Origin of the sequence: Alkalihalobacterium sp. APHAB7 (assembly GCF_048323755.1) — a bacterium.
GTDB lineage: Bacteria > Bacillota > Bacilli > Bacillales > Bacillaceae_F > Alkalihalobacterium.
In genome coordinates, this window is the sequence record NZ_JBLWFS010000001.1 from 495,193 (window position 1) to 520,392 (window position 25,200).

Genomic DNA, 25,200 nt, shown 5'->3' on the forward strand with positions numbered 1-25,200 from the left:
AGTTCCTCACTGTTTTGTTGTTTACTTGCTCGTATAGGGTGGTTCTTCGTTTTTATCAGGATCATCGTGAGTGGGGTGAGCACCTGGGAATTGACGTGGTAAGTTTTGGTGAAGTGATTTAAATTCATAGTTAAATGCACTGTAACTGCGTTGACCTTCACGCCAAGGAGTACTTTTTCCTAATGGACGATCAATTGGAGAACCATATGGGCCATCGGGCAATGTTTCTGGAAAGATAAAGTTACGCTGTGTCTCGACATTTGAAAAGTCAGTGTACGACGCTTCGGTTGGTTGTTCTTTATCTTTTCTTTGCGGGTGTTGTTCATCCATAATATAACCACCTCCTATGGTTAGAGTACCCTAAGAGGTGGTTTTTAGCCTTATAGTGGATGTTCAAATAGTCCGGGAAAATGGCTGCCGAATAGGAACTTCGACGAAGGACCCGACGTCGTCTCCAATTGAGGTTCCTTCGTAAGACCAACTACAGAAAGACCCTTACTAAGCCGTCCCAACCCATCTAGTTTTTAGTTACAGCAAAAATTAGAGCACTGAGAGGCCCTTATTTAAGTAAAAATCGAAGTTTTGAGTAGCTAAGAGCACTGAGAAGCCCTTATTTGCTAAAGAATAGCTATTTTGAACTGAAATTAGATCAAATAAGGGTCCTGGAGTTCCCTAAAGTACAAAAAATACTAATTTTAATGAAAATAAGGGCCTGTGAGTTCCATTAAAATGTTCTCCACACAGCACTCATGAGTATAAAGGCTTTCCCCGCTATGTTACATCATTTCCTGCAGGAACGAGCGAAGCTCCTCTGCATCTTCATCATTCAGCTTGTAAACATACTCTAGATAACCAGGCTCATCTAAATCGTCTTGTCCGATAATCGCAAAACGGTTAGATTGCATATCTAAAATAAGCTGCTTTCCGTAATGTCGAGTAGTTTTTACGATGGCGAGATCAAAGCGTTGATTTTCGCCCATAAAACTTACATATCGTGTTTTCGTTGCTTCTTCATCATCATATAAGAAAAAACGTTCTGCCATTTTTTATCACCTCTATGAGTTATGCATTTGTAAATGCGGTTTGTATTCTAAGTGATGATGCGCCTTGATATATCGAACAGTCTTTGTTTTGGCACGCATCACGATCGAATCGGTTTCAACTAAATCGCCGCCTAAAAAGCGGACACCTTGAAGTAATTCCCCAGAAGAGACGCCAGTTGCAGCAAAAATGGCATCGTCGCCACGCACGAGATCATCAAGCATTAAAATTTGATGTGGATCTTCAAGTCCCATTCGTTTACAGCGTTCAAACTCCGTATCGTCTTGTGGTTTAAGACGAGCTTGCATGTCGCCACCAAGCGCTTTAATGGCAGCAGCAGAGATAACCCCCTCAGGAGCGCCGCCGATACCAACAAATAGGTCAATCCCTGTATGCGGTAATGCTGTAGCGATGGAAGCACCAACATCTCCGTCTCCAAACAATTTCACACGTGCTCCCTTTTGACGAACTCTTTCAATCAGTTCAGCATGGCGTTCGCGTTCTTGGATGATGACGGTTACATCGTGAATTCGCTTGTTAGTCATTTTGGCAATAATGTCGATCGTTTTTTCAATCGGATCATCAATGCGGACAAGGCCTGCAGCTTTAGGACCAACTGCGATTTTTTCCATATACATATCAGGTGCATGAAGTAATGTTCCTTTATCTGCAACAGCGATAACAGCCATCGCATTAGGATGTCCTTTAGCAACAATACTCGTACCTTCAAGCGGGTCTACTGCAATATCTACTTCAGGTCCATTTCCACTACCAACTTTTTCACCTATATAAAGCATTGGTGCTTCATCTAATTCGCCTTCACCAATGACAACTTCGCCTTTGCAATTGACGGAATCAAACATGGCACGCATCGCAGTTGTAGCCGCATCATCTGCTTCATTTTTCTTCCCGCGGCCAAGCCATTGTGCTGATGCAAGAGCAGCTGCTTCTGTTACTCGGACGATCTCTAGTGCAAGTTCACGATCCAATGTATTCTCCTCCAGTTCTAAAGCTCTTTATATGTTTAGTCATGTTTAATCATAACAAAATCAACAATAATAAGGAAATAGTATGGAACAAATATCGAAAAAAATAAATCAGGGTCTAGGATATGAAATGAATATGTTATACTAATGAATAGAGACAGTTGGTACTTTTTATGTAAAAAAAGGCTGTTTTCCTAAACTTTGTTGCTTTTGGACCGTTTTTTGAAAATAAAATAGCCTTTTCAAGACAATTTCATTTTTCTGAACGACTATTTTATTTTCAAAAGCTTCACGCTATGCGAGAAGAGCCAAGCATTCGCTTGGCTTACGGTCCAAAAGCACGGAGCAAGAATCTTTGTAAAAAGAGCCAAAAAAATAAGAACATCGGGTGATCAAAAATGTATTTTGTAGACCGTGAAAAAATTGAAAATACGTTAAATCATATTGAAGTCTTACTTAGTAGATACCGAAATCAGTCAACATGGGATTCTGTAATAGAAAAGCTAGCACTAGAAAGAATTGGGCATAATTTAATTGAGTCAATTATTGATGTAGGAAATGCGATGATTGATGGCTTTATTATGAGAGATCCCGGAAGCTATGAGGATATTATCGATATTCTCGAAGACGAGAAAGTAGTAGAAGCAAGCGTAGCTGAACAGTTAAGACATGTTATTCGCTTCCGGAAGCCACTCGTACAAGCTTATGTAACTGTTGACCATAGTCAACTGCTCAACATATTAGAGGGGAATGTAGCAGCGATTGAAGCGTTCCCAGGAGCTGTACGTCATTATCTTGAGTCAGAACTCGGACCCGTATCAGCTTTTCTTCCAAAAGAGAACTAGTTTATCAACAATTGGAAGTGAACTTGTACTAAGTTTGAGAGAGTAGAAAGCAAATTAAATGATCGAAGGGGTGCTAATTTATTTAGAATTAGCACCTGTTTTCTGTCTATAAAGGTTAGGAGTCATAAGTTATAGCTAGTTGTTGACAATGGAAGTAGTTATGACATAAAATACCCTCGTAACTGGTTGACTATTTTAGTATTTTAGTCATATTTAAGGAGGTGGACGAATTGGAAAGCGAGAAAAAGAAAAGCATCATTGAGGCTGCAACAAAATCATTTTCTCTATTTGGCTATAAAGCAACAACAATGGATCAAGTCGCAAAGATAGCAAAGGTAGGCAAAGGAACAATTTACACGTATTTTGCAACAAAAGAAGATTTATTTAACGAAATTATTGAAGGTATCTCTCAGCAAATGAGACGTGTTGCCGTTGAAAATGTCAGGCCAGACAGAAAGTTTATAACTAATTTATATCATGTACTTAATGGAATTTTAGAATTTAGAGAACAACATGAACTTACAATTAAACTTTACCAAGAAGTGAAGGAAATCGGAACTCCAGCAGTTGTTGAAGCGCTGGATACTTTAGAGATTGAAGTTTGTGATTTTATTGAATTAAAGATTATTAAGGCTATTGAAAGAGGAGAAATACGTGAATGTAATCCGAAGCTCACAGCTTTTCTAATGTTTAAGACATATATAGTACTTGTGAATGACTGGAATGAGAAGAATGAACCACTTCCAAAAGAGGAAGTAGCAAATTTAATAAATCTGTATTTTATGGAAGGACTATCTAAATGAGAAGTAGTTTAACAATGAGTTAAACTTTTCTTTTGTATAAAAATGACTAAAAAACCATATTAGTCATATATTCTTTTATCATGTAAAAGGTGGAGAAGGGAGCAAGATTTTGATTTCTTTTTTATTAACGGTGAAAAGGATGGTTAAAGCAGTAATTAATGCATCGAAAGATAAGGAATTTCAAACGCTATTATTTTTTACGATCTTAACGTTTATTTCAGGTACGATTTTTTATAGCCAGGTAGAAGGAATGCGGGTAATAGATGCATTTTATTTCAGTGTCATGACTTTAACGACAGTAGGGTTTGGAGATTTTGCGCCTCAAACAGATTTTGGGAAATTGTTCACGGTCGTTTATACTTTAGTTGGTATTGGACTTATTTTAGGTTTTATTAATAAAATTGCACTAAATATTAAACCTTCTAAAACGATAACAAAACAAATTAAAAAAAGGAGAAATGCGACTGGAAGTGAAATAAATCAGGAAAATTGATGTAATGAGATAAAATTTTTTATTTCAAATTGACCGTAAAACTCATTTAGTCATTTAATAATTGGAGGTGGAACTAGAAAGGTTTCGTTTTAGTTGTTAACGAAAGTTAGTATCGAAATTTATTTGTCTGAACACCTACTTTGTATTATAGGCATATGGGTATCCAGTGGGCGGGCAAGTAATACAAGACGAGCAATATACTTAAAGTTAAGCGATGCCTTAAAAAAGGCGTCGCTATTTTTATATATACTATACATTTTTATATAAAAATTTACATAATATAATAAATCGAATACAATATAGAGGAAGGTGGTGTTAGGATGGATAGTACAGCCTCCTCGACTCGAGAGCAAATTTTACAATTGTTAAAAAAACATAAAAGTCTAACGGTTGCTAATCTAGCCAGTCATCTTGGGATTACAGAAATGGCTGTTAGAAGGCATTTAGGGACGTTAGAAAGAGATAATGTCGTTGAAACGAAAATGGTAAGGCAAGCCATGGGAAGACCTACGACACTGTATTCATTGTCGCAAGAGGGTGAAGAATTATTCCCACGCAATTATGCTTCGCTCACACTAGGTTTCTTAAAAGATATTGAAAAATTAAGTGGTAAACAAATGATTGATCAGTTGTTTGAACTACGAAAGCAACGAATGAAAGAAGAGCTAGAAGATCGCTTTAAAGGCAAAAGTTTTGAAGAACGAATTAAAGAATTAGCAGACTTTCAGTCAAACAATGGATATATGGTGGAATGGGAAAAGTCAGATGACGGCACCATACACTTCAAAGAATACAACTGTCCGATTTCACAAATCGCCAAAGAATACCCTGTAGCGTGTGCATGTGAGCAATCACTTTTCCAAGAGTTGTTAGATACGAATGACATTGAATGCGAAACATGTATGGCGATAAACGAAACACCGCATTGTTACTATAAAATTAAAGCGCCAGAAAACAATGATTAAGACGAAAAAGAAGTATAGCTGAAGCTATACTTCTTTTTTTCACCCATAATGACTATAATAGTGATGAATTAAAGTACTAAAGGTACCAGGCACCTTTAGTGAGGCAGTGGATTAAAGGTGCCTGGTACCTTACAATAAAAGGGGTTTTTATGATTTTTATGAAGAATTATAAGGGTTTTTTAATTGATTTGGATGGAACGGTATATCGAGGCAAGGAGCGAATCGAAGAAGCAGTGGAGTGGATTAATACCATTCATCAAACTGGGCTTCCTTACTTGTTTGTGACGAATAATTCATCGAAGACACCGGAGCAAGTTGCCGATACATTAAAACAAATGGGGGTTCAGTGTACAAGTGACCACGTCTTTACGACAAGTATGGCGACTGCTAACTATATCGCACAAATTGAGAAAGCACCGAAAGTGTTTATGATTGGTGAAGTTGGCTTAGAGGAAGCTTTGCAATCTAGAGGGTTAGAGTTGACGGTAGAAGAAGCAAACGTTGTCGTTATGGGAATTGACCGTGAAGTTACGTATGAGAAGTTTGCGAAGGCCTGCTTACACGTAAGAAATGGCGCGACATTTATCTCGACCAACGGAGATAAAGCGATACCGACCGAAAGAGGACTTCTACCTGGGAATGGTTCGCTCACGTCAGTCGTCGCCGTTTCAACTGGAGTTACCCCAACGTTCATAGGAAAGCCAGAGTCGATTATTATAGAGCAGGCTTTAGAACGACTAGGAACGAGTAAAGAAGAGACGTTAATGATTGGGGACAACTATGATACGGATATTATGGCTGGTATTCGAGCTGGGATCGATACATTGATTGTACATACGGGAGTTACTTCAAAAGAAGACCTAAAACAAATGAAAGAACAACCAACCTATTCATTAGACTCACTAGCTGAATATGTGTTTGCAGAAGAATAAAAAACAAAAAGGTACGTGGCACCTTTAGTGTACTAAAGGTGCCACGTACCGAATAATTATTCACAATTTGCGGCACGATGCGCTAGTCGACTAGATGCAGCAGCGGCAATTGCACCGACGATGTCGTCTAAAAATGTATGACATTCCTTTGATTCTTTATCGTTCAACCTTTCAAGGACGCCTGGCTTTTGCTTATCGATATATCCGTAATTCGTAAATCCTATTGAACCATAAACGTTAACAATCGATAATGCAATGATTTCATCTACGCCGTATAAACCTTCATCACTTTCGATAATGCTCAGTAGTGGCTCTTCAATTAATTTCTTTTCAGCCAACTTATCGAGTTGTATCCCTGTAATAATCGCATTTTGTACTTCTCTTTTAGAAAGTACGCGATCAACATTCAGCTTGCACTCCTCAATATCTAAATTAGGATGATATTTCACTTGTAAAAAATAAACAAGATCGGCAATCTCGTCTAAAGTAACCCCGCGTTCTTCTAATGATTTTCTCGCGACTTCTTCGAGGTTATACTCTTCTTTCATCTACATCACCTCATTCAAAATATCAGCAACTCGTTGTCCTTATAGAGGATGTTCAAAAAGTCCGGGAAAAATCTCTGGCGAATTTCTTTGTTGGTTTGCTGCTGCGTTCCTCACGTATTAATAGCATACGCTGCGGTACTCGCAACTGCACCGCGTCGAAATTCTTGGATCTTTTTGTCCTCCTTTTTGAACACGTACTTATACTGTTTATTGTATGTTGCTACTAAAAAAACATACTTGTCATAAATACAATGAAGCCTAATCTATAGTTACACTTTTTGAAACCTGGGTCATAGACTATATTATGAAGTAGGCTGACGAGGAGTGAATCAAACATGTTTGAGCGCAATATCTACGACCATTATCAGCTGTACTGTGAAGAACGGTTTATGTTGGGTGATCTTGAAGGATTTGAGACTAACAAAGAGTATTACGTATTTGTTCCTATTGAATTTACCGCAGGCCAATCCGTTCAAGATATGATGGTAATGACCGAACATTTAAAAACAAACGGAGAACGTGTCGTAGCTGAAATTGTACGTACGGTTCAAAATCAAGCAGTAGCTTTAATTGATGGGGTAGACGGATATTTATTTAAGCTTCCTAAAAGTGAAGAAGAGTGGAGATCAGAAGCAGCGGAAAGTATGGGGCGCTCGCTTGCCTTTTTTCATTATAAGGGCAGTAATATCCAGACTGCAGCCCATTCTGCTGCGAATTACTATGGACAATGGAAGTTGATATGGGAAAAGAGATTAATGCAACTTGAGCAATGGTATCAAACGATGTTAGGAAGGTTGCCGCAAACCGAAGTGGATGATGCCTTTTTAATGAGTTTTCCTTATTATTTGGGGCTCACTGAGAACGCCATCCAATTTGTTGCCGATAGCGATATCGATGAACCTTATCGTGGAAATGAACAACCAGTGATTTGCCACAATTGCTTTACGGATCGGGCCTGGATTTCTTCACCGAACACCGCTCAATCCCTGATCAAGCTTCCATCTCACTTCATCATCGATCATCCAAGTCGGGATGTTGCAGAATGGATCAGACACGAATTTTATGGAGATGAATTTTCAGAGACAAATATATTGAGGTTTATTTATGATTATGAAAATGTCAAGCCACTCACTTCTTATTCGTGGAGAATGATTTATGCAAGATTATTATTTCCGTTAAACTATTTTGAAACGCTAGAAAATTACTACGGAACCCAATTAAAAGAAGAGCGCTTGTATTATGGGGAAAAGTTCTTTCATTTACTCGACCGAGAACAACGAAATCAAAAATTTTTGTCTGAATTTCATGATTTAATGGGAAATAGCGAAATGATTGCGCGTGTTCCAAGGGTTGATTGGCTCCAGCAGATATGAGAAGATCAGTAAAAAAGGTAGGAAATTATGTATGAAGCCATATGTTTTTATTACGAGAAAAGTTCCAGAACAACTCCTTACCGAGTTATATGAAATGGCTGAGGTCAAGATGTGGGAGCACGAAGATGTCCCTGTTCCAAATGACGTTTTAAAAAAAGAGCTAGAACGAGCTGACGGGTTATTTTCACTGGTTTCCGATCCGGTCCAATCCGAACAGCTGTCAAACTGCCCCAATTTAAAAGTAATCGCCAATATGGCAGTTGGTTATGACAACATTGATGTCGAGCTTGCAACGAGTAAAGGTATTGTCGTTTGTCATACGCCAGACGTACTTACAGATACAACAGCTGATTTAACATTCGCGCTGTTACTTGCAACCGCACGCCGAATTCCTGAGGCAACACGCTACATTACACATGACGAGTGGAGCCAGTGGAGTCCCTATTTACTTGCAGGAACGGATGTCCATCATAAAACGATTGGAATCGTCGGGATGGGGCGCATCGGTGAAGCTGTTGCAAGGCGGGCGAAAGGTTTCGATATGACCATTTTATATCACAACCGCACAAGAAAAACAGGAGCGGAACAGGAAATAGGCGCACGCTATTGTACATTTGAAGAGGTACTGAAACAATCAGATTACGTCGTTTGTTTAGCGCCACTCACACCAGAAACAAAAGAACTATTCGATGAAAAGGCGTTTCAACAAATGAAGGATTCGGCAATTTTTATTAATGCATCAAGGGGTGGATTAGTTAAGGAGTCCGCACTTGTAGAAGCATTGAAAAATGGTGTTATTAAAGGGGCAGGACTCGATGTCTTTGCCGAAGAACCAATTCGAGCTAACCATCCGCTGGTTCAACTGCCAAATGTTGTCGCGATTCCTCATATAGGAAGTGCAACTGTGGAAACGAGAGATGCCATGGTCGAAATGACGGTACAAAATATTGTTCGAACCTTAAGAGGAGAACAACCGATTGCTGCGGTTAATTTAAAAGAATTAGGAGTTTAAATGAATGGCTCACCAAATGGAATGTTGTTTTATTAATCGATTAAACGGCAGTGAAGCTATCTTTTCAGAGCTGGAAAAACGGCCGAACGTCAATGTAGAAACGTTTAGTTGTATAGGAAATTGCCACCAGTGCTCCGAGGAATTTCACTGCATGCTGAATGGAGAACGATTAAGAGCATCAACACCTGAGCAACTATATGAAAAAATTATTGAAAAGATTAAATAAGAGGCAAAGGGCGGCAATAGAGGCTGTCCTGGCCTTTTTTATATGGAAACATATTTTTGTACATATAGCATGAAGAACAATGAAAAACAAAAAGTGAATACCCAGTTGAACAAAAAAGATATTCTCGAAGTTATTACTATTATTAACTCCAAATACGGTTACGTCGGTAAATTGTGAGTTACGCCGATATATTTGAAACTGCGCCGATAAATCATGAGTTACGCCGATATATTTGAAATTGCACCGATAAATCATGAGTTACGCCGATATATTTGAAACTGCACCGATAAATCGTGAGTTACGCTGATAAATTGAAGTTTGCGCTGCTATTTCAAAAATGGCCACCATTAAAATTCATATTGTTCATCAATTCTTTATAATCGAAAGCAACACAATATGTTAGAATTATTTTAATTGAAAAATAATTCAAATAAACCCTTGTAAATAAGTGGCGCTAGAATTATAATGTCCATTATAGATATACATTTGTTTATTCTGAATACACATATAAAGGATAAAACCTATGTTGAGGAGTGGAGAATGTGAACGGAATTTCAATCGGTTTACTTGGCCTGGGAACGGTCGGTACAGGGGTCATTAAAATAGTAGAAGGACATCAAGAAGAATTGATGCACCAAGTAGGATGTCCAGTGACGGTAGGTAAAGTACTAGTGCGTTCACTTGATAAAAAAAGAGACGTAGAAATTGATGAAAACAAGTTGACGGGACACCCTGAAGAGGTTATTGATAACCCTAATATTGACGTAGTCATTGAAGTCATGGGGGGAGTAAAAGAAGCGAAAGCGTATATTGTTCGCTCATTGCAAAATAAAAAACATGTCGTAACCGCCAATAAAGATTTAATGGCTCTACACGGTGCAGAGTTATTAAAGATTGCTCAAGAGAATGGTTGTGATTTGTATTATGAAGCTAGTGTAGCAGGGGGCATCCCGATTATTCGCAGCTTATCAGAGGGGTTGGCTTCTGACCGAATTACAAAAATGATGGGGATCGTTAATGGAACAACGAATTTCATTTTAACAAAAATGAGCAAGCAAGGCAGTTCCTATGAAAACGTACTAAAAGAAGCGCAAGAATTAGGCTTTGCTGAAGCAGATCCTACTTCAGACGTCGAAGGTCTTGATGCAGCAAGGAAGATGGCAATCTTAGCCACATTAGGCTTCTCAATGAACGTGAAACTTGAGGATGTCGTTGTACGGGGGATTACGACCATCACACAAGAAGATCTTCATTATTGTGATCAGCTCGGTTATACGATGAAATTAATTGGTCTAGCAGATCGTAGTGATGGAAGAGTAGAAGTGAGTGTCCAACCGACGTTATTGCCGAATGAGCATCCATTAGCTGCCGTTAATGATGAGTTCAATGCGGTCTATGTGTACGGCGAGGCAGTAGGCGAGACGATGTTCTATGGACCTGGAGCGGGTTCATTACCGACAGCTACAGCAATCGTATCTGATCTTGTGACTGTGATGAAAAACATGAGACTTGGAGTAACAGGACGAAATGTCATTGCTCCACTTTACCATAAAGAATTAAAAACAGACGCAGAAATTCAATCTAAATATTTCTTGCGTTTACATGTTGTCGATAAGGCCGGTACATTCTCAGCAATTACCTCACTGTTTGCAGAACACGGTGTGAGCTTTGAGAAACTTTTACAATTACCAATCAAAGAAGCAGATCTAGCAGAAATCATCATTATTACGCATACGACAAGTAAAAAGACGTACGAAGATATTTACCAAGCATTAAATCAACTGGATGTTGTTCAATCTGTTGAAAGTAGTTACCGTGTTGAGGGAGGAAAATAATTATGAGTCAGTGGAAAGGTTTACTAGAAGAGTACAAACAATTTTTACCAATAAATGAAGATACACCGATGTTATCGTTACGCGAAGGAAATACACCACTCATTCCATTAGAAAATTTATCGAAAGAATGGGGCGTCGAAGTCTATGTAAAAGTAGAAGGGGCAAATCCGACCGGTTCTTTTAAAGATCGTGGAATGGTAATGGCTGTTGCCAAAGCAAAAGAAGACGGAAGTAAAACGATCATTTGTGCATCTACAGGAAATACGTCTGCTGCTGCAGCCGCGTATGGAGCACGAGCTGGACTTCGTTGCATCGTCGTTATTCCAGAAGGAAAAATCGCGCTTGGAAAGCTTGCGCAAGCGGTTATGTATGGAGCAGAAGTGCTTGAGATTAAAGGAAACTTTGATAATGCATTAGATATTGTTCGTAAAATTAGTGAACAAGAACCGATTACACTTGTCAACTCAGTCAACCCTTACCGTATCGAGGGACAGAAAACAGCAGCTTTTGAAATTTGTGATGCCCTCGGTCAAGCACCTGATGTGTTAGCTATCCCAGTAGGTAATGCTGGAAATATTACAGCTTATTGGAAAGGCTTCAAAGAATACAATGAGCATAAGCAAACGGGACTTCCAGAAATGCGAGGGTTTGAGGCCGAAGGTGCAGCAGCGATTGTAAAAAATGAAGTCATCGAGCAGCCAGAAACAATTGCTACAGCCATTCGGATCGGTAATCCAGCAAGCTGGAAACAAGCAGTAACTGCAGCGGATGAATCGAACGGAAAAATTGATTATGTAACAGATGATGAAATTTTAGCAGCCTATAAATTGCTTGCAAGTCGTGAAGGTGTTTTTGCGGAACCGGCATCTTGTGCATCCATTGCAGGCTTAATCAAGCAAATTCAATCAGGTGAAATTAAAAAAGGTTCAAAAGTGGTTTGTGTGCTTACAGGAAATGGGCTTAAAGATCCGACGACAGCAATGGACACAGTCGAGGTAAAACCTCTTGTGCTACCAAATAGTGAGGAAGCCTTTATGGAACACATTAAAGGCGGTGTGCATCAATGAGCGTAGAAAAAATGCTCATCACTGTACCAGCGAGCTCAGCTAATTTAGGGCCCGGGTTTGATTCGATCGGTATAGCCGTCAATCGATATTTAACCTTAAAGGTGCAGCCGAGTGAAAAGTGGCGATTTCATTCCGAGTCTCCAGAGCTAAGGGGAGTACCTGAAGGAAAAGAAAACCTCATATACGAAGTGGCAGAACATATCGCCCACGAACTTGGCGGAGATCTTTACCCTTGTGATGTCGAAATGGTCAGCAATATTCCATTAGCAAGAGGGCTCGGAAGCAGTGCAGCTGCCATCGTTGCGGGAATTGAGCTGGCTAACCAACTGTTAAAAGCAAACTTAACGATCGATGAAAAAGTGAGATTCGCAAGTCTCTGGGAAGGTCACCCTGATAATGTCGCACCATCGATTTACGGCGGCTTAATCGTCGGAAGCCACAGTGCAGAGCGAACGGATGTTGTCTACTGCGGCGTGCCTGAAATTGACCTCGTGATGCTCGTACCTGATAAAGAATTACTTACAAAAAAAGCACGAAGTATTTTACCTGAACAATTACCATTTAAAGAAGCCATTAGAGGCAGTGGACTTGCAAATGTCTTAGTGGCCGCGATTATGCAAGGGAATTGGGAACTAGCCGGGCAAATGATGACCCGGGATCTATTTCACCAACCGTATCGTCTTCCGCTTGTAGACGGATTAGAAGATGTAATGAACTCGATTGATGAGCTAGGTGGTTACGGTGCTGCTTTAAGTGGGGCAGGACCAGCGATCATTTGTTTTACAGAAAAAAATAATGGGGAAGTTCTAAAACAAAAATTAGAAGAGAACTATCCATCTTTTTCAGTAGAACGAGTCGAACCAGCGAGCGAGGGAGTTAAAGTAGAAATTGTGAATTCGGCGGTAACTGAAAGGTAACAAAAAAAAGATCCCCGGAGACGGGGATCTTTTGATTACATTAAAATACTTGTTCGATCTCTTTTACGCCTGGTACTTCTTCTAATAGAGCACGTTCGATACCAGCTTTTAATGTGATCGTTGAACTTGGGCAAGAACCGCAAGCTCCTAGAAGACGAACTTTAACTACACCTTCTTCATCGATATCTACAAACTCAACGTCTCCTCCATCACGAAGAAGGAATGGACGAAGTTTATCTAATACTTCTTCAACTTGTGCACGCATTTCTTCACTTGCCATTTATAACACTCCTTTCTTTCCTCAATTATAATATCCATTCACTAAAAAATCTATGATTGTGCACTGTAAATCCTGAATTTCCAATTTTTCAACGTTGGTAATGGGAGCTACATGCTTTCTTCTGTAAAGTAAATGCTGGAACAGACTTTACGCTATGAGGTTTTGACTGCTGAACTTTATGGCAACACTGAGGGTCGTTTGATTTGCTGTTCGATTTTTCATACAGAATGAATTAACCGGACTGAGAAGCCGTTATTTTGATAAAAACCTTCACCTTAGCGAAATTAGAGAGTCAAGTCCACAATCCTGTGTAAATTAGAGAATCAATGTTTTCATCTAACTAGTTGTTATTAGTGTGGTTCATTATTTTTTGGAGAAAGAGGGGGTACCCCCTCTTTCTCCAAAAAATTTCGCTGCGCGTGAGGCATAGGGCGGTCATGGTAAGTATTTTCGGTTGCCTTGATCTAACGTTTTCTCGTAATCGATTAATACTGCTCCAATTAAACGTAATGCTGATTGGGTATTAGGAAAAATTCTAATTACGCGCTCTCTTCTTCTAATTTCTACATTTAGGCGCTCTAAATTGTTCGTTGTTCTAATTTTTATACGATTTTCGATAGGTTCATCCAAAAATTGAATCGCATCTTCAAAGCCCTCATCTAATACTTCAATCGCTTTTTCATAACCTTTTTCATTTTCATATGCCTGAATAAATTCACCTTTAAGCTTTCTGGCTTCCTCTGGAGAAGGTGCATCAAACATCCGTTTCAACATCTCTTTGGCCTCAATTGAGTTCTTCTTCGGCATCCGATCGACGATATTCCATTTGAAATGGAAGGTACAGCGCTGCCAGCTTGTTGCGATGAATGAATCCTTAATGGCATTTTTCAAGCCTTCATGTGCATCAGAAATAACCAGTCTTGGAGACTGCAATCCTCTTGCTTTTAACTGATCGAAAAATTGAGTCCAACCTGCTTTAGTCTCGGCGTGATTAACACTTAGACCAATGATCTCTCTTTTGTTTTTTTCATTTACTCCCACCGCAATATACACCGCTTTAGACACGACTTTATTATGCTCCCGTACTTTGATATACATGGCGTCCACAAAGATATACTTATAGTACATGATATTGAGTGGACGCTCAGCCCATGCCTTTACGATGGGATCTAATTTAACTGTAAGACTTGATACCATAGACTTAGAGACACTTTCACCACAAAGTTGTTCCACAATCTTTGTTACCTTACGAGTAGAAACACCATTAACCACCATTTCAAGCATAGATAAAACGAGGGCTTGATCTGAGCGTTGGTATTTCTCAAATAAAGTCGTAGAGAAATCACCGTTTCTTGTACGAGGAACCTTAAGACTGAGCTTTCCAACCGCTACTGTAAAGTCTCTTTCATAGTAGCCATTTCGATAGTCTTTACGGTTTCCAACTCTCTCGTAAGACTTGGATTCCATATACTCATCGCGTTCTTTTTCCATATACTCATTTAATACCAGTACAAGAGAAGATTTAATCACGGCGTCTAACCCAGAATTCATGACCTCTTCTTTTAAATCTTCCATATTTAGGGTAAACTTAATTTGAGTCATATCAATTTCTCCTTTACGGTTTTTCGTGGTTGAAAACATTGTAACCAGAAATTGATATGGCTTATTCTTTTTACACAATTATATGGACTTTATCAATTAGAGGACTCAGAAGCCCTTATTTACTACTTTCACTGTAGTTTTTTAATGATTTTAGACAAATAAGAGCCTCTCAGTCCGCTAAACACTAAAATAAGAGAATTTCCTTGAAATAAGGTCCTCTCAGTCCACTAAAATAGGAAAGCTTAACTATATATAAAAACTTGCGGGTTAACTCGATTAATTTCAGTCCTACGTCGCTACCCGATCGCTTGCGCTTTTCTTTGTCTAGCTCCAGCGATCAGCGCCTAGTGGACTTCGCTCTCCTCCTTACGATAAGGCAACATCGTAACGCTAGCGCTCTACGTGTTTTCTTTATCTCATACGGAGCGCTCCAGTCCCTACGTCGCTACCCGATCGCTTGCGCTTTTCTCATACTACAGTGTATGATCGTTTTATTAAATTGTTGAGGGTGATTGAGTTGAGTAGTGTAACGATTAGTATATACGGAGCGGAAGTAAGATGTGCAAGTTGTGTCAACTTACCAACTTCTTTAGAAACGAAAGAATGGTTAGAAGCGGCACTTACTCGGAAATATCCCAATGTATCGTTACAATTTAGATACGTTGATATTGAGCAGGACGAGGTGGCAGAAGCCGATCAAGTTTTCGTGGAAGCGATCCATAACGAGGAATACTTTTACCCACTTATTGTCATAGACGGTGAAGTTGTTGCAGAAGGTAATCCTAAGTTAAGAGCAATTAGTGAAAAAATAGAAGAGGTTATTAAATAATATAACTCGGTTAGAAGGAGTGTTCGGTTCATGAAAAGGGAATATACATGAAAGATAGTATTCCCTAATCAAACCACACGAAAAATCCCTCTAGGACGCTCCTAGGGGGATTTTTTTCGGAAAAACTAATTTACCAGTCTCGGTGTTACTTATCGGTTACGGCTGTTTCCACTTTACGTTGAACCATCAACCGGAATGGTATTTGTACATCCAAAGTACGCCGCTTTTGAGTACGCGTGGTACGCGACCTAATAATGTGCGTTCACCCATTAGTCCGAACCCGTGTTTCTTCCCGAGTGAACCAAGTACACCTTTTAACTTAATCTTCGGAAGGGTTTCAGGGATAGGTTCACCGTTCCACCGTTTTTTTAGAACCATGACAATTTGTTCACCTTGTCCTTCAGCAAGCTGAGCACTTGGTGCGTGTGGTAAGCTTGCACAGTCGCCGACAACAAATACATTCTCGTCATTTGGCAGGTGATGATGAGGTGTTAATTGTACTCGACCTTGCTCATCTTTATCCGTATTTAAATTTCTAACCACTTCTACCGGTTGAATACCAGCCGTCCAAATAATGGCATCACAATGAATCGGTTCGTTATGGTTATATAATGTATTTTCTTCTACAGACGTGATGTTCGATTTATTGATGACCTCTACACCGTGGCTTTCAAACCAATTTTGCACGTAAGAACTTAAGCGGTGAGGAAACATCGATAATACAATTTCACCACGGTCAAATAACTTGATCGATAAATCCGGACGACTTTCTCGTAATTCACTTGCGAGCTCGACCCCGCTTAATCCAGCCCCAACAATCGAAACGACAGCATTTGGGCGTAAGTTACTAAGGGTTTCATACGTTTTGCGTGTTGCTTCCATACTTTGAATACTTAATGTGTGTTCAGGTGCGCCAGGGACATTGTGATATTTATCTTCACAGCCTAAACCAATAATCAATGTATCGTATGAAAAAGCATCCTCATCTTTTAAATGAATTAATTTATTTTCTAAATCAATGTCTTGGACCGTCGCATATTTAATTTTTAATCGTTGGTCATCTGGGAAGTGGACACGAATATGTTGATCTGATTCGGTACCAGCAGCTAGTGCATAATATTCCGTTTTTAAACAATGATAAGGCATTTTATCAATCAATGTTACTTCAATATTGTTAGGTAGATCGTTAGTTAGTAAGCGTTGTAAAACTCTCATACCACCATAGCCGCCACCTAATACTACGAGTTTATGCATGTGATGATTTCCCCTTTTTTCTAGTATTGCCTGTAAACAAATGGTGATCAGTTCCATCATTTGTTTAATCACTTTTTGCTTGGGCTGTCTGTCGGCAAACATGACAAGGCCATATAAAAATTGACTATTTATTAAGTGACTCCAATTTTTAATACATACATCTCGATTGATTTCGTTCATTTGTATGGATTGGTCTAATATGTTTTCCCAATATGTATGAATAGTCTGCTCAGATTGCAGGGAATGGACCCACATTTTTACGGTTAATTCAGGGTTATCGTTATAATCTGCTAACAATTCCGCAATTACTCTTTCAATCTTAAATAAAAGCGTTTTCTTAGTGAAGAAAGCGTCACTCATTAAAGTAGTTACCGCTATCAACCGCTCAGCGATTAAGGTTTGTAATATGGACTCTTTCGTAGGAAAATAATTAAAAAAAGTACCTTTTGCAACATTTGCTGCTTCAGTAATTTCTTTGACTGTCGTTGCGTCAAATCCATTCTCACGAAAAAGAACAATTGCGGCACTGACAATTCGTTCTTTTGTACGTTCTTTTTTATTTTTTTCCATCTCAGTACTCCTTAAAAAGTGACCGTGGTCAGTTTGAATTATAACAATTCCATGTCTAAATAACAACAAATTTGTGAAAAATATAGGGCTTTTAAAGTGGAGTTTTTGAGTATTTTTGATAAAAACATGTTAATATTGATTTATTGTACTAAGGCATGTAGCATTATGAGCAGAGTGAGAAATAGAGGTGATAACTGTGATAAAACCAATCGTAGAATTTTGCCTAAGTAATTTAGCCAGCGGTAGTCAAAAGGCAAAAGAAGAGCTAGAGAGAGACCCCAATTTAGATGTGATTGAATACGGATGTTTGGGTCATTGCGGTCAATGTGCCGTATCGCATTTTGCTCTAGTAAACGGCGAGTTTGTATATGGTCAGTCAACAGAGGAATTAGTAAACAACATCTATATATATATCGAAGAAAATCCAATGTTTTAAGATAAGCCAGCTCTTGAAAAGGAGCAGGCTTATTTTATAAGAAAAGATAAATTTGGCAGGATGTCTAGTCAGCGGCTCGAGGTCGCTTAGGAGCATCAAATATGTCACGAACTAGGATTCAATCTGTTGGACCTCCAGCGCTTGTCGAGTACTTCTGCTTTTCTTACGATACAGATACACTTGATAAAAAAGCTCTATTTATCGTTGCGAGCTATAAAGAAGGAGTTTTTCTATTGGATGTCATTCCATTTGAAAATACGTGGCCTTATGAAAAAGTAATGAAAGATATTTATTTTAGTGAATGTCCATATTGCGAGTCAGAAAGTGTCTTGATTCATTTAAAAGAAAGTGACTTAAAGAGAGCTAAAGAAGGGATAAAAACAATTGTTGTTATGCCTTGCTGTCATCATAAAATGACGATATTAGAAGCGGATGATGATTACTTTTGGACGGATGAAAAGTTAAGAAAGTGAGGAAGCTTTATGAAATTCACAAAAATGCATGGACTAGGAAACAGTTATATCTATGTCGATCTGTTTCAAGAACAACTAAACGAAGAAGAGTTGCCGCAACTAGCTGTAGAAGTAGCTGATAAAAATAAAGGAATTGGTTCGGATGGGATGATCCTTGTATGTCCTTCTGAGATAGCCCCCGTAAAAATGCGAGTCTTTAATAATGATGGTTCAGAAGCGAAAAATTGCGGGAATGGTCTTCGTTGTGTCGCAAAATTTGCCTATGAAAAGGGCTATGTTAAGGATCCCACGTTCCAAATTGAAACACTAGGCGGGTTAGTAGAGGCGACCGTTCACTTAATAGGGGAACAAGTAGAAGAAGTAACAGTCAATATGGGACAACCTCGCTTAGCGAGAAAAGATTTGCCGATGATAGGTGACCCGGAAGGACAAGTAGTTGCTGAACCGATTGAGCGCAATGGCCACTCTTTAGAGATGACCGCGGTATCGATGGGGAATCCTCATGCGGTATTTTTCGTAGATCAAATTGCTGACGCGCCTGTAGAAACGTTAGGCCCTGTACTTGAAAAGGACGAGATTTTTCCTGAATGGGTTAATGTAGAATTTGTTGAGGCGGTTAATAATAATGAACTGCACTTCCGTGTGTGGGAAAGAGGTTCTGGAATTACGCAAGCGTGTGGAACGGGAGCGTGCGCTGCTGTAGTAGCTGCGGTCTTAAATGATAAAGTGAAAAAGGGCGAAGAGATCACGGTTCATTTGCTAGGCGGCGATTTAAAAATCACTTGGTCAACGGGTGGAGATGTTCTGATGACAGGGGCAGCAGAAACGATTTGTACAGGTGAATATGTTCGAAAATAAGCAATAACAAAAACGGTCTCCATGGGAAGACCGTTTTTTATTACCTCATTGAGTTGGCGCAATGAGCCATCGCCAAATTAAACAAACATTTAATTAATATTTCTTAATGATGTTATAGAATGTGTCTCGCTCTACTGGTGTTCTACCAGCTGTTTTGATCAAGTGGATTAACTCGTCCCGTGTAATACCAGATGAAGTTAATGCACCGACAGCATGAGAGATACGTTCCTCAATTAACGTACCGTGAATATCATCAGAACCGAACGTTAATGCCATTTGTGTTAGTTGAACGCCAATATTAATCCAGTAAGCTTTAATGTGATCAAAGTTATCTAGCATCAGTCGACTGATCGCAACTGTTCTCATATCATCAAAAGCAGACGTTCTTCGTTTTAAACCAGCGTTAACCGAACGTGGCTGCATAGCTAGTGGAATAAATACCATGTAGCCATTTGTGCGATCTTGAAGCTGACGTAAACGATCCATATGAATCAATCGCTCTTCATACGATTCAATCGATCCGTATAGCATTGTCGCATGTGTTTTTAACCCAAGTCCGTGAGCAATTTCATGAGCTTCTAACCATTGATCTGTAGATGCTTTATCTGGACTCATTTTCAAGCGGTAACGCTCAGTTAAAATTTCAGCTCCGCCCCCAGGTAACGTATCTAAACCAGCTTTGATTAGTTCTTCAAGAACTTCTTTCATTGAAATGCCAGCAATTCTTGAGAAGAATTCAATTTCAGCTCCAGTGTAAGCTTTTACTGTAGCTTGTGGATAATGTTTTTTCAACGTACGGATTGTATCTAAATAGTAATCAAAAGGAACTTCATGGTTATGACCACCAACGATGTGAAATTCACGAATATTATCGTTCCAACGATCACTAACGTATTTTAGTAACGCTTCTTCGTCCATTGTGTAAGCCCCGTCTTCACCAGGCTTACGCTTAAAGCCACAGAAACCGCAGTCTGCTTCACAAACATTCGTAGGATTAATATACATATTTTCAATAAAATACACGTTGTTTCCATTCTTTTTTTGATTCACTTCATTTGCAAGTTGAGCAACTGAAAGTAGGTCTGGAGTGTCGTATAAATACAGTCCGTCTTCGATTGTAAGGCGTTCACCATTTTGTACTTTGCTTGCAATTTCCTGCATGCGCTTGTCGAGAGTAAGTGTAGACATCAAATTACCTCATTTCATTATATTTGGCCGAGTAAAAGCACTTGTGTCATAACAGCACTTTTTAGCTAATTAGTGTATTCATATTCAACTTAAGATATAGAAAAAATGATAGAAATCTATTCAAACTGTTCTGAGGATAAATTCCTTTACATCTAGATCATATAAATCATTGATATTGTACCATTGATATCATTATCCCCCAAGTTATGTGAAACATTTTGTTTTTAAATGTTCTTCTATTATACTATCAAAAAAAAATAAGAAAAAGAAAGAAAGAAGAATTGTAAAAAACTAGATTTTTACGTTTAACATTCTTTCAATAAGGGTAAACCGTTAGTAACCAGGCATTTTTCAATGTAAAACTTATTCTGAAAAAAGCGTGAGTTCAAGATATATCATTTTGTAAACAATGGATCTTTTTGGTAAAATAACAATTAAAGTTTGTCCTTTACAAAAGGCTGTATTCGAAAACTTTTTTTCTTTTGGGCCGTTTTTTTGAAAATAAAATAGCCTTTTCTAGACAAATTCATTTGTCTGAACGGCTATTTTATTTTCAAAAGCTTCACGGAATGCGTGAAGGGCAACAATATTTGAGAAAAGAAACTTATAGAAAAAGAAAAATAAGGACGAAAGGATAGGGGTGAGTGGTTTGGAGAGAATTTGTTGTGAAGAGTGCCTATCGACAATTGAACTTTTAAGAGAAAAAATGGTATCAACGGCTCTACAATATGGATTTAACCACCCACTAGTATTGGAGTACAGTCAAAAAATAGATGAAAAACATAATGAAATATTAACGAAGCAGAAAAAACAAATGTTTTTTAATCAAAAAGTAAAAGAAAACGTCCTTCCTTGAGAACAATGTGTATAGGTAGTAAAATAAGATATAGTAGAGGATGTTCAAAAAGTCCGGGAAAAATATCTGGCGAATTTCTTTGTTGGTTTGCTGCTGCGTTCCTCACGTATTAATAGCATACGCTGCGGTACTCGCAACTGCACCGCCTCGAACTTCTTGGATCTTTTTGTCCTCCTTTTTGAACACGTACTAGTAGAGGAGGGATTTGAATGTTAACCATTACAGAATCAGCAATTGCTCGTATTAAAGAAATGCTTAATGAAGAAGAGGAGCAAGGGTTAAAGCTTCGAATTGGTGTGAAAGGTGGAGGCTGTAGCGGCCTTTCATACGGCATGGGCTTTGATAAAGAAGAACAAGACAGTGATAAAAAATTAGACTATGATGGCTTAGAGGTACTAGTTGACGAAGAAAGTGCACCTGTTTTAAATGGTGTAGTGATCGATTATAAACAAAACATGATGGGTGGCGGATTTACGATTGAAAATCCAAATGCGATCGCATCATGTGGTTGTGGTTCTTCATTTAGAACAGCTGAGAATGCTGGTAAGCCTGAAGATTGTTAATAATAAAGGTATTGTAGAAAAAAGGCTGAGATATTCAGCCTTTTTTTCTTGGTGTCATGATCACGCGCCTAGCTATGCGTCTTTGTGTATGGTTAAAACTAGATCATTCAAGAAAGTATAAAATCATTTGAGTGACATATGTTATACATACATTATACAAATAGCTGAGCAACAATTAAATGGTGGCTTTGTAAAATAAATAATTTCCAAACCACACCTCCACATGTTAAATAGATACAAAAAGGCTGAACTTTTATTCAGCCTTTTTGCTTTTAAATTCATTAAAACATGCTTGAACTGTGACCAGGCTGGAGGCGAGCATCTGGGTCCATATAGAATTTAGCGTTGTTAACGGCAGTAGGGGCTTCACCAAAGCCGACGGCAATTAATTTAACTTTGCCCTCATACGAAGCGATGTCGCCAGCAGCATAAATGCCTTTAACGTTCGTTTCCATTTTTGAATTCACAATAATGGAATTTTTTTGTATGTCAAGACCCCACTGTTTAATGGGACCTAGTGAGGAGATGAATCCGTAGTTGACGATAACAGCATCCACATCAAGGGTTTCTATTTTATCACCTCGTACTTCTTCGAGGACAACTTGAGTAATGTTCTCCCCATCGCCTATTAATTCTTTTATTGCAAAAGGAGTTTGAATGTCGACCTTGGATTGATGTAACAGTTCTACACTATGTTCATGTGCTCTAAATTTATCACGACGGTGAACGAGCTTTACACTTTTAGCTATTGGTTCTAACATGAGTGCCCAGTCAACAGCAGAGTCGCCGCCACCGCTCACTAATACTTTTTTACCTGCAAACACACTTAAATCATTTACAAAATAGTGGAGGTTTTTTCCTTCGTATTGCTCAGCCCCGTCCAATTCTAAACGTCGTGGTTGGAATGCTCCTGCTCCAGCAGTAATTATGATACTTTTTGAATAATGTATTTCTTTATTTGTATGAATTTCAAACACTTTATCTTTATGTTTTTTAATATCTTTTACAGATTGTTCTAACACGACAGTTGGATTAAATTTACTCATTTGCTCTTTTAAGTTATCGACCAACTCTTGAGCGCGAATTTTTGGGAAGCCAGCTATGTCATATATGTACTTTTCTGGGTATAATGCGGAAAGTTGACCGCCTAGCTGTGGCATACTTTCGATAATTTTTACTTTCGCCTGTCTCATACCACCGTAGAAGGCCGTAAATAAACCGACAGGACCACCGCCCACAATCGTAATGTCATAAACATTGCGTTTTTCCGTCATAACTGTGCACCTCCATTAATTTATCTAAATATTTTAAAAATATGTAGCCAACTTTAATTTTAGAAGTTATAATGGTAAATTTAAAAAGGTTCTTTTGGAATGTTTTAGCTTCACGCTGTGCGTGGAGAAAGCATTCGCTTGGCTAACGGTTCAAAAGCAAGAGCAACAATCTTTGAGAAAAGAGCCTATAATTAAGGATTATTAATAAAAATGTCTAATCCTGTCGATTATACCGGTCTTTATAAAACTGTACATTCCAAATAAATGCACGCATAAACGTACGGATATAAGAAGAAATTATAAAAAAGATAGTTGAAAAATATAGTGAAAACCAATATGATAATAGATGTGATTTGTGACTATTTATCGAATTAATTTGTTAACCTTTGTATAATTTTATAAAAAATTTTACCTTTTTAAGTGAAGTAAATCACAAACTAGTAAATTACTTCAGAGATTAACAGTATTTAACTAAAAAGAAAATGGAAGTGATGAACTTGAATAAGCCAAAAATTGTAATCTTAGGAGCAGGCTACGGGGGAATGATTACAGCTTCTCGCCTAACGAAAGAGCTAGGTTATAATGAAGCAGACATTACGTTAGTTAATAAACACAATTACCATTATCAAACAACTTGGTTACATGAACCAGCTGCTGGTACATTAGATCCTGAAAAAACTCGAATGAAAATTAGTGATGTATTAAACCTAAATAAAATTCAGTTCATTAAAGATGTAGTTGTTGATATTAAAAAGGATGAAAAGAAAGTAATCCTTGAGAAAAACAGCGAACTCGATTATGACTACTTAGTGGTTGCGTTAGGTTCAGAGCCTGAAACATTTGGGGTGCCTGGAGTGTTTGAACACGCATTTAGTAAATGGACGGTGAACGGTGCTCGCCAAGTGAGAGATCACATCGAGTATCAGTTTTCTATTTATAATAATGAAGATGAAAAACGTGATGAATTATTAACATTCGTAGTTGCAGGTGCTGGTTTTACGGGTATTGAATTTATCGGTGAATTATCTGAACGTGTACCAGAATTATGTGAAGCATATGATATACCACGTGAAAAAGTGAAAATGTACGTCATTGAAGCTGCACCAACGGCATTACCAGGATTTGACCCTGAATTAGTTGAGTATGCCATGAACTTATTAGAAAGCCGTGGCGTTGAGTTTAAGATCAGCTGTCCAATTAAAGAAGTGACAGAGCATGGTGTGCTTCTTGCAGATGGAGATGAAATTAAGACTGAAACTGTTGTTTGGGCAACAGGTGTACGTGGTAATGCACTTATCGAAAAAGCTGGATTTGAAAACATGCGTGGTCGTGTAAAAGTGGATCCAGACCTTCGTGCACCAGGTCATGAAGAGATCTTTATCATTGGAGATTGTGCGTTAATCATTAACGAAGAAATTAATCGTCCATATCCACCGACTGCTCAAATTGCAATGCAACAAGCAGCAGTTTGTGCGTCTAACCTTAAAGCGTTAATTCATAACGCACCAACAAAAGGCTTCAAACCAGAAATTAAAGGTACAGTTGCTTCTCTAGGTGGTAAAGAAGCGATTGGTATCGTATTTGATCGTAAACTTTACGGTTCTTCTGCAAACTTCATGAAGAAAATGATCGACAACCGCTACCTATACATGCTTGGTGGAACACCTCTCGTACTTAAAAAAGGGAAAAACCCACTTTAAGCAGTAATACAAAAAGCTGACTCTCATTAAAATGTACCCTATAGAGTAGACACTAAAAAAAGTCTACCTGTAGGGTACTTTTTTGTATAATTAAGAAATACGACAGAGAAAAAACATGGAGACGGAGAAAACAAAATGAGTAAAAAAATTTTTACAGTGAAAGAAATTAAGCTACTATCAGCTAATAAATATGTTAAATCAGTTAGTACAAAAGGAATTACTTATACTGATGAATTTAAGCATCTTTTCATTAATGAAAATAAAAAGGGAAAGT

Annotated in this window: 27 protein-coding genes and 2 pseudogenes; 19 read left to right on the forward strand and 10 right to left on the reverse strand. The window is 38.4% G+C overall.

The annotated features are described in order from the left end of the window. Window positions 1–21 precede the first annotated feature (21 nt). The 3 genes from ACNSTQ_RS02160 to glpX all read right to left on the reverse strand — a co-directional run bounded on the left by ACNSTQ_RS02160 (window position 22) and on the right by glpX (window position 2,030). Window positions 22–330 (reverse strand): cytosolic protein, encoded by a 309-nt coding sequence (locus ACNSTQ_RS02160; RefSeq protein WP_418198206.1) that lies wholly within the window; start codon window positions 328–330, stop codon window positions 22–24. Between the two features lie 446 nt (window positions 331–776). Further along, window positions 777–1,043 carry a DUF3055 domain-containing protein gene (locus ACNSTQ_RS02165; RefSeq protein ID WP_418198207.1) on the reverse strand — a complete coding sequence of 89 codons (267 nt, stop codon included), beginning with the start codon at window positions 1,041–1,043 and terminating at the stop codon, window positions 777–779. Between the two features lie 12 nt (window positions 1,044–1,055). Next, window positions 1,056–2,030: a class II fructose-bisphosphatase gene (glpX, locus tag ACNSTQ_RS02170; protein WP_418198208.1), complete on the reverse strand. Its 975-nt coding sequence runs from the start codon at window positions 2,028–2,030 to the stop codon at window positions 1,056–1,058. A gap of 395 nt (window positions 2,031–2,425) precedes the next feature. Here glpX and ACNSTQ_RS02175 point away from each other — a divergent pair, with 395 nt between their 5' ends. The 5 genes from ACNSTQ_RS02175 to ACNSTQ_RS02195 all read left to right on the forward strand — a co-directional run bounded on the left by ACNSTQ_RS02175 (window position 2,426) and on the right by ACNSTQ_RS02195 (window position 6,065). Next, the gene (locus ACNSTQ_RS02175; RefSeq protein WP_418198209.1) at window positions 2,426–2,872 is read left to right on the forward strand and encodes a DUF86 domain-containing protein; all 447 of its coding nucleotides are present in this window, start codon (window positions 2,426–2,428) and stop codon (window positions 2,870–2,872) included. 230 nt (window positions 2,873–3,102) lie between these two features. Further along, a complete protein-coding gene (locus tag ACNSTQ_RS02180; protein WP_418198210.1) occupies window positions 3,103–3,675 on the forward strand; it encodes a TetR/AcrR family transcriptional regulator in 573 nt (190 codons plus the stop codon). A 109-nt stretch (window positions 3,676–3,784) separates the two neighbouring features. Then, window positions 3,785–4,168 carry a potassium channel family protein gene (locus tag ACNSTQ_RS02185; RefSeq protein ID WP_418198211.1) on the forward strand — a complete coding sequence of 128 codons (384 nt, stop codon included), beginning with the start codon at window positions 3,785–3,787 and terminating at the stop codon, window positions 4,166–4,168. A gap of 320 nt (window positions 4,169–4,488) precedes the next feature. Further along, on the forward strand, window positions 4,489–5,133 hold the full coding sequence (locus ACNSTQ_RS02190; RefSeq protein WP_418198212.1) for a helix-turn-helix transcriptional regulator: 645 nt from the start codon (window positions 4,489–4,491) through the stop codon (window positions 5,131–5,133). 158 nt (window positions 5,134–5,291) lie between these two features. After that, window positions 5,292–6,065, forward strand: a complete 774-nt coding sequence (locus tag ACNSTQ_RS02195) for a TIGR01457 family HAD-type hydrolase (RefSeq protein ID WP_418198213.1) — start codon at window positions 5,292–5,294, stop codon at window positions 6,063–6,065. Window positions 6,066–6,121: 56 nt separating this feature from the next. Here the strand turns inward: ACNSTQ_RS02195 and ACNSTQ_RS02200 are convergent, their stop codons facing one another. Further along, window positions 6,122–6,613: a phosphatidylglycerophosphatase A gene (locus ACNSTQ_RS02200; RefSeq protein ID WP_418198214.1), complete on the reverse strand. Its 492-nt coding sequence runs from the start codon at window positions 6,611–6,613 to the stop codon at window positions 6,122–6,124. A gap of 335 nt (window positions 6,614–6,948) precedes the next feature. On the opposite strand from ACNSTQ_RS02200, the gene yutH reads away from it, so the two are divergent. The 6 genes from yutH (at window position 6,949) to thrB (ending at window position 13,043) form a co-directional block, all read left to right on the forward strand. Next, the gene (gene yutH, locus ACNSTQ_RS02205) at window positions 6,949–7,986 is read left to right on the forward strand and encodes a spore coat putative kinase YutH (RefSeq protein WP_418198215.1); all 1,038 of its coding nucleotides are present in this window, start codon (window positions 6,949–6,951) and stop codon (window positions 7,984–7,986) included. A gap of 31 nt (window positions 7,987–8,017) precedes the next feature. Beyond that, a complete protein-coding gene (locus ACNSTQ_RS02210; RefSeq protein ID WP_418198216.1) occupies window positions 8,018–8,998 on the forward strand; it encodes a 2-hydroxyacid dehydrogenase in 981 nt (326 codons plus the stop codon). Window positions 8,999–9,002: 4 nt separating this feature from the next. Beyond that, on the forward strand, window positions 9,003–9,224 hold the full coding sequence (locus ACNSTQ_RS02215; protein WP_418198217.1) for a DUF1450 domain-containing protein: 222 nt from the start codon (window positions 9,003–9,005) through the stop codon (window positions 9,222–9,224). 542 nt (window positions 9,225–9,766) lie between these two features. Further along, on the forward strand, window positions 9,767–11,059 hold the full coding sequence (locus tag ACNSTQ_RS02220; protein WP_418198218.1) for a homoserine dehydrogenase: 1,293 nt from the start codon (window positions 9,767–9,769) through the stop codon (window positions 11,057–11,059). A 2-nt stretch (window positions 11,060–11,061) separates the two neighbouring features. After that, complete coding sequence (thrC, locus tag ACNSTQ_RS02225; protein WP_418198219.1) at window positions 11,062–12,126, forward strand: threonine synthase; 1,065 nt, start codon at window positions 11,062–11,064, stop codon at window positions 12,124–12,126. Next, complete coding sequence (gene thrB, locus ACNSTQ_RS02230) at window positions 12,123–13,043, forward strand: homoserine kinase (RefSeq protein WP_418198220.1); 921 nt, start codon at window positions 12,123–12,125, stop codon at window positions 13,041–13,043. Before thrC ends, thrB begins: the two co-directional genes overlap by 4 nt. Window positions 13,044–13,083: 40 nt before the next feature. Here thrB and ACNSTQ_RS02235 read toward each other — a convergent pair whose 3' ends face one another. Next, window positions 13,084–13,323: a NifU family protein gene (locus ACNSTQ_RS02235; RefSeq protein ID WP_275119936.1), complete on the reverse strand. Its 240-nt coding sequence runs from the start codon at window positions 13,321–13,323 to the stop codon at window positions 13,084–13,086. A 435-nt stretch (window positions 13,324–13,758) separates the two neighbouring features. After that, window positions 13,759–14,925, reverse strand: coding sequence for an IS256 family transposase (locus ACNSTQ_RS02240; RefSeq protein ID WP_418198221.1), 1,167 nt, complete (start codon window positions 14,923–14,925; stop codon window positions 13,759–13,761). Window positions 14,926–15,433: 508 nt separating this feature from the next. Here ACNSTQ_RS02240 and ACNSTQ_RS02245 point away from each other — a divergent pair. Continuing rightward, on the forward strand, window positions 15,434–15,754 hold the full coding sequence (locus ACNSTQ_RS02245) for a YuzD family protein (protein ID WP_418198222.1): 321 nt from the start codon (window positions 15,434–15,436) through the stop codon (window positions 15,752–15,754). Between the two features lie 186 nt (window positions 15,755–15,940). Here ACNSTQ_RS02245 and ACNSTQ_RS02250 read toward each other — a convergent pair whose 3' ends face one another. Both ACNSTQ_RS02250 and ACNSTQ_RS02255 read right to left on the reverse strand, forming a co-directional pair. Further along, on the reverse strand, window positions 15,941–17,008 hold the full coding sequence (locus ACNSTQ_RS02250) for an NAD(P)/FAD-dependent oxidoreductase (RefSeq protein WP_418198244.1): 1,068 nt from the start codon (window positions 17,006–17,008) through the stop codon (window positions 15,941–15,943). A 459-nt stretch (window positions 17,009–17,467) separates the two neighbouring features. Then, window positions 17,468–17,578 (reverse strand): annotated as a pseudogene (locus tag ACNSTQ_RS02255) (TetR/AcrR family transcriptional regulator); the annotation flags it as partial. 199 nt (window positions 17,579–17,777) lie between these two features. On the opposite strand from ACNSTQ_RS02255, the gene ACNSTQ_RS02260 reads away from it, so the two are divergent. From ACNSTQ_RS02260 to dapF, 3 genes are all read left to right on the forward strand, one after another. Beyond that, the gene (locus ACNSTQ_RS02260; RefSeq protein ID WP_418198245.1) at window positions 17,778–18,014 is read left to right on the forward strand and encodes a YuzB family protein; all 237 of its coding nucleotides are present in this window, start codon (window positions 17,778–17,780) and stop codon (window positions 18,012–18,014) included. Window positions 18,015–18,115: 101 nt separating this feature from the next. Next, entirely contained in the window at window positions 18,116–18,487 is a 372-nt protein-coding gene (locus ACNSTQ_RS02265; protein ID WP_418198223.1) for a hypothetical protein, read from the forward strand. Window positions 18,488–18,496: 9 nt separating this feature from the next. Next, window positions 18,497–19,345: a diaminopimelate epimerase gene (gene dapF / locus ACNSTQ_RS02270; protein ID WP_418198224.1), complete on the forward strand. Its 849-nt coding sequence runs from the start codon at window positions 18,497–18,499 to the stop codon at window positions 19,343–19,345. Window positions 19,346–19,438: 93 nt separating this feature from the next. Here the strand turns inward: dapF and mqnE are convergent, their stop codons facing one another. Continuing rightward, window positions 19,439–20,533, reverse strand: coding sequence for an aminofutalosine synthase MqnE (gene mqnE / locus ACNSTQ_RS02275; protein ID WP_418198225.1), 1,095 nt, complete (start codon window positions 20,531–20,533; stop codon window positions 19,439–19,441). Between the two features lie 649 nt (window positions 20,534–21,182). On the opposite strand from mqnE, the gene ACNSTQ_RS02280 reads away from it, so the two are divergent. Further along, the gene (locus ACNSTQ_RS02280; protein WP_418198226.1) at window positions 21,183–21,389 is read left to right on the forward strand and encodes a Spo0E family sporulation regulatory protein-aspartic acid phosphatase; all 207 of its coding nucleotides are present in this window, start codon (window positions 21,183–21,185) and stop codon (window positions 21,387–21,389) included. A 209-nt stretch (window positions 21,390–21,598) separates the two neighbouring features. After that, the gene (locus tag ACNSTQ_RS02285) at window positions 21,599–21,952 is read left to right on the forward strand and encodes a HesB/IscA family protein (protein WP_418198227.1); all 354 of its coding nucleotides are present in this window, start codon (window positions 21,599–21,601) and stop codon (window positions 21,950–21,952) included. A 281-nt stretch (window positions 21,953–22,233) separates the two neighbouring features. Here ACNSTQ_RS02285 and ACNSTQ_RS02290 read toward each other — a convergent pair whose 3' ends face one another. Continuing rightward, on the reverse strand, window positions 22,234–23,226 hold the full coding sequence (locus ACNSTQ_RS02290) for an NAD(P)/FAD-dependent oxidoreductase (protein ID WP_418198228.1): 993 nt from the start codon (window positions 23,224–23,226) through the stop codon (window positions 22,234–22,236). A 497-nt stretch (window positions 23,227–23,723) separates the two neighbouring features. On the opposite strand from ACNSTQ_RS02290, the gene ACNSTQ_RS02295 reads away from it, so the two are divergent. Together ACNSTQ_RS02295 and ACNSTQ_RS02300 are read left to right on the forward strand one after the other, a co-directional pair. Then, window positions 23,724–24,926, forward strand: a complete 1,203-nt coding sequence (locus ACNSTQ_RS02295) for an NAD(P)/FAD-dependent oxidoreductase (protein ID WP_418198229.1) — start codon at window positions 23,724–23,726, stop codon at window positions 24,924–24,926. Between the two features lie 135 nt (window positions 24,927–25,061). After that, a pseudogene (locus ACNSTQ_RS02300) lies at window positions 25,062–25,200 on the forward strand (IS3 family transposase); the annotation flags it as partial.